Here is a 12,025-nt window from a genome sequence, read left to right as displayed (position 1 = left end):
GTTTCTTTTAATGTCCAAAACCATCCACTCCCCGATGAACTGGATCCGGATCCGGAAGAAGAACTGGTCTGTGCCAAGGCAAATGTACTTAGACTATTAGTACCCATACCGTAATCATTCAGCGAATGCCGAAGATTCATTCCCACACCCAGCAACAGAGCGACTGCTCCACAAACTGATAAGATTTTTTTACCATTTAACATAACCTTAAAATTTTAATTGTCTATAAATGATTACTTCCATTCAACCTTTTTTCTAATACTTCTTTTGTGTATTTCTTCACCATCGTTGTGTTTTCCCACTTTTTTGTATAATGAAAAGTATATACTGACAAAAAGAAACAATAGAAGAAAAGAAAGACCAAAGCAGCTTTAAAATAAGATAATCGTTTTCTCAACCACCAAATTCCATTTGCTATAAGGAAAGCAATGCCAACATAACTCAAATACATATATCTATCGGCCACAATGGCATGACGAGACATATTAAAAAGATGTATTGAGAACAATAAGTTGACAAGAAACAGCAATACACCGAATACCAAATATCGATTATTCCGATAAGCTATGATCCACCCCATAAGAAACAATAGCACTACCGGATAAAGGTAATAGTGTAAGGGCGGTTCCTCCCCCAATACTATAGGAAATGGATAAAAGAAATTCAAATTAACGGGCAGCAAACTTTTAGTAATATATTCTACTAAGGCAAAACATCCAAAAAGTAAACGCTGATATAATGGGAAAATCATTTCATAAGGCCCTTTCCCTTGAGAAAGAACAGTAATAATTCCAAAAAAGAATGCCATAATGAGAAACGACATTTTCTCACTCCAGACCTCAAGATTTTTCATATTCCGGTTCGTAAACCAATCGACGATCAACAATGCCAGTGGAAAAGTAACAGCCTGTTCCTTTCCCCAAAAAGAACAAAGAAAGCACCCTATCGTTAATACATAATAAAAAATCTTTGATGTTCGTATATAACGTAAATAACAAAGTAGCCCCAAGAGATAGAAAAAAGCATATAACAACACTTTCAACGCACTGATCCAGGCAACAGCCTCCACGTTAATCGGATGGACTGCAAAAAGAAGCGTTGTAATAAAGTTTACATATAAAATTTGCTTTTCACTCACTCCTCCATGCACACGTAGAAGGGAAGAGATTAATTTCCAAACCAAACAGACACAACCGATATGCAACAACAAACTAAACATATGAAAATAAAAGGGATCATAGCCGAAACCGGCATATAACACCAAATAGCTCAAAAAGGCAAGCGGAGCATACTGCCCACCATAAAAATCAGTGAAGATATGCCACAAGTTATCGACAGTCCAACCTCTTTCCGTATAATGGCTGAACACCATCCATTGATCATCCATCCCGTAAGGAAGCCGTTTTTTAATGTGGGATAATAAACCAATAGATTGATTATCACCAAAATATGAATTGATAAAAAACTTCATCTTAATTGCTTTTATTATTTAAATACGAAGTAGAACAAACTCTAACAGATATTAGATAATAAAAAGGCCTTTCACATATTACGAATATAACATATATATTCATAAAAAGAAAAAAAATAATTAGTTTTATTGAGAAAAATATAATTTTGTTGCTATACAGTCCAATAATAGCTTGTCTTCCAGTCTTTTTCTAGAATGTTTCTCTATATCCGGAAAAGTTTGTGTCACGCCGCCCGTTACGATAAGCCGTTTCTCCCAAGAAAAGGGCAGGCAATACCGGCGGACATGGATATGGGCAAAACTACCCGTACATGCAATGCAGAGGGAGCAGGAGAGCCTTCACCACTATCGAAGAGAGAAACGGTCTCATGCCGGGCAACATGATAGGTCAACCGTATCTTGAAACCGCATTGCCTGCCAAGTTCCTTCAATATGACATTGCATCTACTGTTGCCTGGTACCGGAAATACATGACCGTCCTTGGACAGCCACTTGGACTTCTCTATGATGCGCTTGGGCACGTCCAGCAGGCGGATGTTGGACTCGGTGTTCGTCTTGCGCCGGCGGGTGATTTCTTCTTCGTACGCAGGAAATACTCGAAGTTGTTGAAAATGAATTCCCGGAATAAACTTATTTACATAACCATTGGCGATTTATATCATAAAAAAGCCTTTCACAGGCAAACGCTGTAAAAGGCCTTTTAGCTTGTGACCTGGGAGGGGCTCGAACCCTCGACCCAATGATTAAGAGTCATTTGCTCTACCAACTGAGCTACCAAGTCGATATTTGTCGGTTTTGTTTCTATTGAGTGACCTGGGAGGGGCTCGAACCCTCGACCCAATGATTAAGAGTCATTTGCTCTACCAACTGAGCTACCAAGTCATTCATGCTATCATTGTTTCTCGATTGCGGGTGCAAAGATAAGAGTTTAATTTTTCTTCGCAAACTTTTTCCGCGTTTTTTACACAAAATTTTAATCAAATTCAAATATATCAGACGGTGTAGTCCGTTTCAGAGCATGCAGGGAAACATCCTTTCCAACCCGTACCCCTTCTTGAAACAGGCGGAAATCGACTGTCTTATAAGCAAGTTCGGGATGGTTATTGTCACGGCTCAGGTGACACAACCAGATATCTTTTAATTTGGGATCATAATGAGTTGCGAGGAATTCGGCAGCTTCACGGTTGCTCAAATGTCCGGTCGGGCTGGCTACGCGTTCCTTCAGAAAAGCAGGATACGTGCCGAATTGCAACATCTCCTCGTCATAATTGGCTTCTATGATCAGGTGGTTCGCCATGCCCATGTATTTACTTACCGTTTCGGTAATATGGCCGACATCCGTTGCCAACGTAAACTTATGATCTCCATATTCGATATAATAACCCACATTATCGGTACTATCATGCGGGACTTCGAAAGCAGTAATGCGGAAATCGCGGATCATAAAAGGCACTTCCTTTTCTATCACCTTACGCGAACTGACAAGCGTTTCCTCCACGTAGCGACTCTTGCTGATTCCTCGGTGGACGGCCTCTGTCGTATAAACAGGAATACAATGTTTCTCTCCCAGACAACCTACAGTCTTGATATGATCGGCATGATCGTGCGTGATCAGGACTGCAACAATTTTGGAGAAATCGATCGCTTTATCTTTCAACACCTTCTTTATGGTACGAATACCGATACCTGCATCAATCAACACGCCGAATTCGGGTGTTCCCAGATAATAGCAGTTTCCACTGCTTCCACTTGCTAAACTCAGAAATGATAGTTTCATTTTAATTTCCAATTCAGTCCTTAAGAGGAATTACGGGCGAAATGAGTCGGGGATCGTCACCTCCCCGATCAGCGAACAGTTCATGTGGTCCTTCACCTCTTCCGGCGTCAAGCCGTGGCCGAAAAGGAACATGAGCTTGGTAACAGCACTTTCGGTCGTACTGTCGAAACCGCTTATCACTCCCGCTTCCAACAATTTATGACCAGTCTCATACCGATGCATTTCTACACTTCCGGCACTACACTGGGTTACATTTACAATCACAATTCCCCGGCTCACCGCTTCTTTCAACATCGTCAGGAACCAATCGTAGCACGGTGCATTACCGCTTCCGAACGTTTCCATCACGACTCCCTTCAGTCCCGGTATGTTCAGGATGCTTTCCACCACCTGGGGAGAAATCCCCGGAAAAAGTTTCAGCACCGCAATATTCCGGTCCAAGAGATAATGCGGCTTCAACGGCTTTCTCGAAACAGGATGGTAAACCTGCCCGGTGTCATACTTTATATAGATACCGGCATGTGCCAGCGGCGGATAATTGTATGAACGGAAAGCATTGAAGTTGTCCGCATTGATCTTACTCGTACGGTTACCCCTCAACAAGTCATTTTCGAAAAAGATACAGACCTCCGGCACAACCGGGACACCGTTTTCCTTGGCTGCGGCGATCTCGATGGCGGTGATCAAGTTTTCTTTCCCGTCGGTCCGCAACATACCGATCGGCAATTGCGAACCGGTAAAGATGACCGGTTTACTTAAGTTTTCCAGCATAAAACTCAAAGCAGATGCCGTGAAAGACATCGTGTCCGTACCATGAAGCACGACAAAGCCGTCGTACAACTGGTAATTGTCTGCAATAATCTTTACGATCTTCATCCATGACTCCGGCCCCATCTCCGATGAATCCATAGCCGGATCGAACTGAATGGTCGAAACCGCATACCCCAACTTCTTCAGTTCCGGCATATTATCCTTCAAATGTTGGAAATTGAACGATTCCAACACGCCGGTTTCGGGATTTTCGATCATACCGATCGTTCCGCCGGTATAGATGAGCAGGATCGAGGCTTTCTCACTTTGAATGTTTACACTTGCTGTCATATCGCAAAGTTAATAATTTTATTCTTCTCCTTTTAATACAGGGACGCTTATATGATATTTTACTGCCACTATCCGTGAAACGAATATTCCGGTAGCAGCAATAAGCTGCGTCAGTGACGGCCCGATACCCATCTGTAAGCAAGCGTAATAAATAATGCCTCCGAACACGCATGCCAGCGCATAAATATCTTTTCGGAAAATCAGCGGAACCTCGTTAATCAGGATATCGCGGATCATACCGCCGAAAGCCCCCGTAATCGTCCCCATCACAATGGCCACCCACATCGGGAATCCGAATGTCAGCGCCTTCTCGATACCGACCACGCCGAACAGTCCCAGCCCTATCGCATCGAAAATAAAGAAAGTATTGTTCAAGCTAATCACATATTTCCTGAATATGATAACGAAGAGCAACGCCAGAGCCGATATGATGAGATAAGAGGCTTGTTCCATCCAAAAAGGGGTGGCATTGAGCAGGATATCGCGGATCGTACCGCCTCCTACCGCCGTAACCACACCGACAACATAGGCCCCGAACCAGTCAAATTGTTTGGCAGAAGCCAAACGGATGCCGCTAATCGCAAAAGCGAATGTCCCGGTGTAATCGCAAAACGTAATAAAGTCTATCATTTTGATTTTTTCTGCAAAAATAAGTATTTCCTCGCAATGTTGCGGTTTTCTATAAAGATGACCTGATAATTATTTAAACCAAACGAACATCCGGTTGTTAATTATATATAAGTTTGCATTCAAAAAGGTGCTGATGACTATCTAATTAAGGGAAAAATGAAGAAATTTATACTAACCGGACTCATTTGTCTGTTTTCGTTCCCCTGGATACGGGGACAAGAATATATACCTCAAATTACACATCGTCATTATACAAGTGACTCAACCCTACTCCAACCCCGCCGCCCTTGGAAAGCGGCACTCGAAACATTCGGACTCAATATGCTCGTCTGGAGCTTCGACCGATATATCGTAAAAGAGGATTGGGCTTATATCAACGGGCATACGATCAAAAGCAATTTCAAAAAAGGCCCGGTATGGGACACCGACCAGTTCACAACAAACCTTTTCTCCCACCCTTATCACGGTTCACTCTATTTCAACGCAGCTCGCAGCAACGGTATGAACTTCTGGCAATCCGCCCCGTTTGCAGCCGGCGGCAGTCTGATGTGGGAGTTCTTTATGGAGAATGAACCGCCTTCGATCAACGACATGCTGGCGACAACGTTCGGAGGAATCGAATTGGGTGAAATCACCTATCGGCTGTCCGACCTGTTCATAGACAACCGTTCGTCGGGAGCCGAACGTGTGGGGCGCGAGGTATTGGCAGGCATTTTGTCGCCGGTCCGCGCCTTCAACCGTATCATTTCAGGAGAAGCCTGGCGACACGGTTCTTCAAAAGGACGAACCTACTCTTCCGTTCCCGTCAATTTTATCGTCACGATGGGACCTCGTTTCCTCGCAGAACAAGAAGGTTCGAAACGGGGAACGACCAGTCTGAACATTAATTTCCGCATCGACTACGGGAATCCTTTCAACGATGATTTTTATTCTCCCTATGAATGGTTCCGCTTCAACTTCGGAATGGATTTGTTCTCTGCCCAGCCGGTGGTCAGCCAGGTCAATGCCATCGGAGCCTTATGGGGAAAAACTGTTTGGACGAAAGGGCCGCGTTCCCTTTCCGCCGGATTATTCCAACATTTCGACTTCTATAACTCGGAGCTCCGCGACGGAAGCGACCTGACCGTTCCTCCTTACCGCATCGCAGCACCGGCAGCAGCAGGAGGAGGCCTTATCTATTACAAGCAGGCCACATCGGGAGACAAGACGGATATTTACGCCGAACTGTATGCAAACGGCGTCGCTTTGGGAGCCAGCCTTTCGGATTATATGCTGCTTGGCGAACGGGATTATAACTTAGGAAGCGGCTACAGCACCAAGGCCGGTGCAGGCATCATCTACAACAGACGATTGGCTTTCCTGCTCAACATGGAAAACTATCATATCTTTACCTGGAAAGGATATGATCCAGAGATCGACTGGTCACAGGCAGATCCCGGAACCCTGAACATTCAAGGCGATGCAGGAAACGCGCGCCTGACCATCTTCTCGATGAAACTGGCTTATTTATTAATGGACAAGTGGAACATCACCCTGACAAACCGCTATTTCTCACGACGGACGAACTACCGGTATTACCCCCGGGTAGATTATTCCACTTACGACCTGATGCTCGGGCTAGGGATACGGATTTAATTCTTACGCTCCAACTCGTTCAGATTTTCCATTTTCTTGCGTTGCAGAAACTCGTAGATACCTTCGAGATGTTCCGTCACTTTCTTGTTTCCGAATTCATAAACTTTGGTCACAAGACCGTCCAGGAAGTCTCGGTCATGCGAAACGACGATCAGCGTCCCGTCAAAGTCCATCAAGGCTTGTTTCAGGATATCTTTCGTCTTCATATCCAGATGGTTCGTCGGCTCGTCAAGAATCAGCAGATTGACGGGTTCCAGCAATAGTTTAATCATTGCCAAGCGGGTACGTTCGCCACCGGAGAGCACCTTTACCTTTTTTGCAGAATTCTCGCCCCCGAACATGAAAGCCCCCAACAAATCCTTTATTTTGTTGCGGATATCCCCTTTTGCGACATCGTCTATCGTTTGGAACACTGTCAGGTTTTCATCCAAAAGGGAAGCCTGGTTCTGCGCAAAATAGCCGATCATCACGTTATGCCCGATCGTCAACGTGCCGTCATGCTCGAGTTCTTTCATGATACATTTTACCAGCGTAGATTTACCTTCGCCATTCTTTCCGACAAAAGCGATCTTGTCACCCCGCTCGATCGTCAGATTGGCATTACGGAAAACAGTATGGTCTCCATACGATTTAGACACATTCTCGATCGTCACCGGATAAGAACCCGAACGGGGCGAAGGCGGGAACTTCAGGCGCAGAGCGGAAGTGTCTTCTTCATCGACTTCCAGTATTTCCAGCTTTTCAAGCATCTTCACGCGGCTCTGCACTTGCAAAGTTTTGGAATAAGTGCCTTTGAAACGCTCGATAAAGTCCTTCGTTTCAGCAATAAACTTCTGTTGCTCGTCGTATGCCTTCTGTTGCTGCTCGCGGCGTTCCTTGCGCAGCTGCAGATATTGGCTGTAATTGACTTTATAGTCATAGATACGCCCCATCGTAACTTCGATCGTGCGAGTCGTGATATGATCCACAAAAGCCCGATCGTGACTGATCACTACGACCGCTTGCCCGTTATCGATCAGAAAATCTTCCAACCACTGGATGGACTCGATATCGAGGTGGTTGGTTGGCTCGTCCAGCAAAAGCACATCCGGTTTCTTCAGCAACAGTTTTGCCAATTCGATACGCATACGCCAACCACCGCTGAACTCGCTTGTCTGACGGTTAAAGTCTTCACGGGTGAAACCAAGCCCTAACAGAGTCTTCTCTATATCGGCGTCATAATTGATTTCCTCGATGGAATAGAACTTCTCGCTCAATGTCGATACGCGTGTGCAGATGAACGAAAGCCTGAGCAGTCTCTTCAAACACCGTACGGCCATCTTCCGTCATCAAATGCTGCGGAAGATATGCGATAACGGTATCTTTCGGAGCAGATACTTTCCCACGAGTCGGTTCACGCACACCCGCCAATATCTTCAGCAAGGTAGATTTACCCGCCCCGTTCTTTCCCATCAAGGCAATCCGGTCCTTCTCGTTAATGACAAAAGATATATCCGAAAATAATGCGCTACCGCCAAACTCTACTGTTAGTCCGTCTACTGAAATCATATAATATATAAATGTATTGCTTTTATAAAACGAGCGGCAAAGGTAAGAAATAAATAGGTACGATAATAATTGAATTAGAAGCGGTAGCAGTTTCGTTTTAAACGAATACCTTTTTTAAAAGAATAACAACAAATCCTTTTACCCAAAAACGTCAGTCCAAATCTTTCTCATGCAACCAAGCGGAAAGCAAATCTGCCACTTCAATATTATTCAAATCCGAGAAAGGGAAATGTGTGTTACCGTGCAATCCGGCTTCCGGCAGATGGACAACCGTGACATTTCCCCCCAGTTCGTTCAACATTTGTGCCCATTTGCGCATCAGATATAAACGCCGCGTCCACTCGTATAACTCTGGTTGTTCGTCCGTTTCCGGCAGATTGTCTCCGTAATATACGACAATCGGTATTTTAGTGTACTCCATAAAATCAGACATAGGGACTTCAACCCCTTCCGTTTTCCTGGATAGTGTCAGAATCTTTCCCTCCTCCGGAACTTGTCCTTCGGGAAAAGGGACTCCCCCACCCGGTTCATAGGATACGATTCCCTTGATATTCTTTGTCTTCAACAACGTTCTCCATCCGACAGGACCACCTTGAGAATGCGTGACGAAAACTGCTGGCCCTATCTTGTCGAACAAAGCTGCGTATGCATCAGAATAGACTTCAAAATCAACAGACCCGACAGTCGGTGTCATCTGCCGGAAATACTGATCGAGAGCATCTTTGTCACGACTGAACTGCACCCCGTCGAAAAAATCAGGCCAAATACCGAGACGAAAACGGTTGAACCAGATCTCTTCATCAAAAACGGGCGACAAAGTAACTGTCTCCGTTCCCCTCCCGGCATTCCCCCGACGAGGCTGATCGACAAGATACGTGGAGAATCCCCGACGCAAAAAGATATTCTGGAATCCCTCGCGCCCGTCAGGTGTCGTCTCCCACGTTTTGGAGAATTGTCCTACTCCGTGAGCAAAAACGAGTGGATATTTTTGTGCATCAACCGGCTTCTGATAAAACACGTATGCATGGTCGCCATGATAAGTACGTCCCAATGAATCGGTCAGTACCGTACCGCCAACGGCAAAACTGCCCTGTTCGACAATCTTCAATACTGAACTACGGGAACATGCAGCCAACAAAAGCAACACACTCAAACCTAATGCAATCAGATTTTTCATTCCTATACTTGTAATTATTTCTGAACTTTAGATTCCTGCAAAGCATCATAACGACTGCCGATAACCGGAATGGCAGCAACAGCCTCCTCCAATTCTCTCATTTCGCTCTCCGTGAAACGAATTTCTGCCGCCCGCAGATTTTCTTCCAAATGGGAAAGTTTTGTCGTTCCGGGAATCGGTACGATAAACGGCTTCTTATTCATCAGCCATGCCAAGGCAACTTGAGCCGGAGTGATTCCTCTCGTTCTACCAAACACGTTAAGTACTTCCACGATACGCATATTGGCACGAATAGCATCGGGTTGAAAACGCGGTAAAGTCTGACGATTGTCATTCGCCGCTTCGAATCGCGTATATTCATTGATCATGCCACCCAAGAATCCCCGGTTGAGAGGACTGTACGGAACAAAGCCGATACCCAGCTCCTCACAGACCGGCAATACATTCTCTTCTACATTGCGGTGCATAAAATGGTATTCACTTTGTATGGCCGTAACAGGGCAGACCGCATGCGCACGGCGAATTGTTTCGGCATTCACTTCGCAAAGTCCGAAATGCAATACCTTTCCTTCCCGAATCAGTTCTTTGACAGTATCAGCAACTACTTCGACAGATGTATTCGGGTCAATACGGTGCTGATAAAAGATACCAAGCGTTTCGACACCAAGATTGCGTAAAGAATTTTCACAAACCCGGCGGATATTGGCCGGAGTACTATCCTCCTCCGTCTTGATCTGCACGCCATTTACAAATTTATGCCCGAATTTAGAGGAAACGAACACACGCCCCTCATAACCTTTCAAAGCCTCCCCCACTAGTTTCTCGTTCTTATGATAGCCATAGCTTTCAGCAGTATCGAAAAGTGTTACGCCACGTTCTATCGCTTCACGTATCAAGGCAATCGCCTGCTCTTTACCTGGATGCTGACTGCGATGATGGTTCAATCCCATGCAACCGAATCCCATCGCCGAAACGTTCATGGCAGCAGTGCCACTACCCAGTGTCCGCCGATTATGAACAGCAGCCATACCTGCAAGACCAGTATACGGTCTCCCGGATATATTCATTACTGCCGGTTCCGAGCCTACCGCCTTCCCGGTTGTCGAAGCCACACAAAATGTAGAACCAGCCAATACCGCCTGCCTCAAAAAACGACGACGGTTCATACCATGTTCATTGTTCCATTCTTTTTCCATTTCCTGTTGCATTTTTTACATATTCTGTTTTCTGTTGCAAAAATAGAAAGGAACATTCACACGGTCCGTACCAAAACTACGGATAGAAATACCAATTTCATCGATCGGTTAATAAACCTATCGTTTCAGCATCCTATTTCTGTCAAAAAAAGTAACTTTGTATCCACAAGGAGAATAGCTTATGAGTGAAATAATGAAAATTGACACAGTTCGGCAATACAATGACTATTTCGGAGTAGAGACTTTACATCCCTCAGTCAGCGTCATCGAAGGATGTAAGGCAAAGCCATTACGGTATTGCCGGAAGTTATACAACCGATATGCCATCTTATTGAAAGATACAGATTGCGGACAGCTGAAATATGGGCAAAGCTGTTACGACTACCGGCAAGGCACAATGCTTTTTCTGGCACCCGGACAAATAATGGGGTCTGAAGACGACGGAAGGCTACATCAACCAGAAGGCTGGGTATTGGCTTTCCATCCTGAATTTTTGCAAAAGACACCATTAGCTCGTCTGATAAAAGAATATTCTTATTTTTCCTATAATGCAAACGAAGCATTGCATCTTTCGGAACAAGAACGCAAAATCGTCCTCGAATGTATGGAAAAGATACGGACAGAATTACAACATCCCATCGACAAACACAGCAAATCACTGATAACGGATAATATCAAACTGCTACTCGATTACTGTATTCGTTTTTATGACCGACAATTCATTACACGCGAAAATGTAAATCATGATATCCTGACGCGTTTCGAAAGTCTTTTGGATGATTATTTCGCCTCAAATGCACCAGCAGAAAGCGGTATGCCATCGGTACAATATTGCGCCGACAAACTTTGTCTGTCGGCCAATTACCTGGGAGACTTGTTAAGAAAAGAAACCGGGATATCTGCCTTGAAACATATTCAACAGAAAACATTGGATATAGCCCGGGAACGAATGTCCGATACTTCGAAATCCATCGGTGAGATATCTTATGAACTGGGATTTCCTTATCCCCAGCATTTCAGCCGTTGGTTCAAGAGAATGACAGGATATACTCCCAACGGGTACAGGATGGCAAACTAACTGACTGAACCTTGCCATCCCACCCGGTCAAAAAGAGAGATTTATTTCACGACTTCCGGACGTATCAAACCACCACCGATCGAAACACGATCCTTCCCAGTCAGAGACATATCAATAATATAAGAGTTTCGCTGGTTCACTTCCGTCTGACTTTTATGGGCATGGAAAATATAGCGGTATCTGCCCGCCTTGTCCAAAAAGGGTGCACCATGACCGGTTCCGACAAGTTCTTCCACTTTATGCAAAAGCGGATTTTTCTCGCTTTTCCTCCATGGACCGAAAGGAGAATCCGAGGTTGCATAACCTACGGCATAATCCTGACTTCTGAAGTCATTTGCGGAGTAGAACATATAATAAAGCCCGCCCTGCTTGACAATAGAAGGCCCTTCAACCACCTTTCCGAACACCAGCT

9 protein-coding genes, 2 tRNA genes and 3 pseudogenes are annotated in these 12,025 nt (G+C 44.8%); 2 read left to right on the top strand and 12 right to left on the bottom strand.

What is annotated here, in order from left to right:
• Positions 1-223: 223 nt before the first annotated feature.
• From BHV83_RS10840 to BHV83_RS10805, 8 genes and pseudogenes are all read right to left on the bottom strand, one after another.
• Positions 224-1,471 (bottom strand): hypothetical protein, encoded by a 1,248-nt coding sequence (locus tag BHV83_RS10840; protein WP_022321772.1) that lies wholly within the window; start codon positions 1,469-1,471, stop codon positions 224-226.
• A 152-nt stretch (positions 1,472-1,623) separates the two neighbouring features.
• A pseudogene (locus BHV83_RS10835) lies at positions 1,624-1,847 on the bottom strand (hypothetical protein); the annotation flags it as partial.
• A pseudogene (locus BHV83_RS10830) lies at positions 1,801-2,043 on the bottom strand (site-specific integrase); the annotation flags it as partial. The pseudogenes BHV83_RS10830 and BHV83_RS10835, both read right to left, overlap by 47 nt.
• 136 nt (positions 2,044-2,179) lie before the next feature.
• Positions 2,180-2,252 (bottom strand) — tRNA-Lys (locus BHV83_RS10825).
• Between the two features lie 28 nt (positions 2,253-2,280).
• Positions 2,281-2,353: transfer RNA gene (locus BHV83_RS10820), tRNA-Lys, on the bottom strand.
• 91 nt (positions 2,354-2,444) lie between these two features.
• Positions 2,445-3,248 (bottom strand): MBL fold metallo-hydrolase, encoded by an 804-nt coding sequence (locus tag BHV83_RS10815; protein ID WP_005638939.1) that lies wholly within the window; start codon positions 3,246-3,248, stop codon positions 2,445-2,447.
• A 30-nt stretch (positions 3,249-3,278) separates the two neighbouring features.
• Entirely contained in the window at positions 3,279-4,349 is a 1,071-nt protein-coding gene (locus tag BHV83_RS10810) for an asparaginase (RefSeq protein ID WP_022321773.1), read from the bottom strand.
• 18 nt (positions 4,350-4,367) lie between these two features.
• Positions 4,368-4,979: a trimeric intracellular cation channel family protein gene (locus tag BHV83_RS10805; RefSeq protein ID WP_005638935.1), complete on the bottom strand. Its 612-nt coding sequence runs from the start codon at positions 4,977-4,979 to the stop codon at positions 4,368-4,370.
• Positions 4,980-5,135: 156 nt separating this feature from the next.
• On the opposite strand from BHV83_RS10805, the gene BHV83_RS10800 reads away from it, so the two are divergent.
• Positions 5,136-6,614, top strand: coding sequence for a DUF3943 domain-containing protein (locus BHV83_RS10800; protein ID WP_005638934.1), 1,479 nt, complete (start codon positions 5,136-5,138; stop codon positions 6,612-6,614).
• Here BHV83_RS10800 and BHV83_RS10795 read toward each other — a convergent pair.
• The 3 genes and pseudogenes from BHV83_RS10795 to BHV83_RS10785 form a co-directional block, all read right to left on the bottom strand.
• Positions 6,611-8,162: pseudogene (locus tag BHV83_RS10795) on the bottom strand (ABC-F family ATP-binding cassette domain-containing protein). The gene BHV83_RS10800 and the pseudogene BHV83_RS10795 sit on opposite strands and share 4 nt — an antisense overlap.
• 151 nt (positions 8,163-8,313) lie before the next feature.
• Positions 8,314-9,339 carry an alpha/beta hydrolase gene (locus BHV83_RS10790; RefSeq protein ID WP_005638932.1) on the bottom strand — a complete coding sequence of 342 codons (1,026 nt, stop codon included), beginning with the start codon at positions 9,337-9,339 and terminating at the stop codon, positions 8,314-8,316.
• A 14-nt stretch (positions 9,340-9,353) separates the two neighbouring features.
• Positions 9,354-10,535 (bottom strand): aldo/keto reductase, encoded by a 1,182-nt coding sequence (locus BHV83_RS10785; RefSeq protein ID WP_122204211.1) that lies wholly within the window; start codon positions 10,533-10,535, stop codon positions 9,354-9,356.
• Positions 10,536-10,716: 181 nt separating this feature from the next.
• On the opposite strand from BHV83_RS10785, the gene BHV83_RS10780 reads away from it, so the two are divergent.
• Entirely contained in the window at positions 10,717-11,613 is an 897-nt protein-coding gene (locus tag BHV83_RS10780) for a helix-turn-helix domain-containing protein (protein WP_286757508.1), read from the top strand.
• A 41-nt stretch (positions 11,614-11,654) separates the two neighbouring features.
• On the opposite strand, the gene BHV83_RS10775 is transcribed toward BHV83_RS10780, so the two are convergent.
• On the bottom strand, positions 11,655-12,025 hold a 371-nt coding region (locus BHV83_RS10775), incomplete at its 5' end, for a family 43 glycosylhydrolase (RefSeq protein WP_286757507.1).

The sequence above is a fragment of the Parabacteroides sp. merdae-related_45_40 genome, assembly GCF_001915675.1.
Note: the sequence above shows the minus strand (reverse complement) of the source record. Positions and strands in the feature narration are given on the sequence as shown.

Excerpts from the sequence above, each read along its gene's own strand:
- BHV83_RS10785 (WP_122204211.1), bottom strand. The coding sequence starts at position 10,535 with ATGGAAAAAGAATGGAACAATGAACATGGTATGAACCGTCGTCGTTTT.
- BHV83_RS10780 (WP_286757508.1), top strand. The coding sequence starts at position 10,717 with ATGAGTGAAATAATGAAAATTGACACAGTTCGGCAATACAATGACTAT.
- BHV83_RS10840 (WP_022321772.1), bottom strand. The coding sequence starts at position 1,471 with ATGAAGTTTTTTATCAATTCATATTTTGGTGATAATCAATCTATTGGT.
- BHV83_RS10790 (WP_005638932.1), bottom strand. The coding sequence starts at position 9,339 with ATGAAAAATCTGATTGCATTAGGTTTGAGTGTGTTGCTTTTGTTGGCT.
- BHV83_RS10810 (WP_022321773.1), bottom strand. The coding sequence starts at position 4,349 with ATGACAGCAAGTGTAAACATTCAAAGTGAGAAAGCCTCGATCCTGCTC.
- BHV83_RS10805 (WP_005638935.1), bottom strand. The coding sequence starts at position 4,979 with ATGATAGACTTTATTACGTTTTGCGATTACACCGGGACATTCGCTTTT.
- BHV83_RS10800 (WP_005638934.1), top strand. The coding sequence starts at position 5,136 with ATGAAGAAATTTATACTAACCGGACTCATTTGTCTGTTTTCGTTCCCC.
- BHV83_RS10815 (WP_005638939.1), bottom strand. The coding sequence starts at position 3,248 with ATGAAACTATCATTTCTGAGTTTAGCAAGTGGAAGCAGTGGAAACTGC.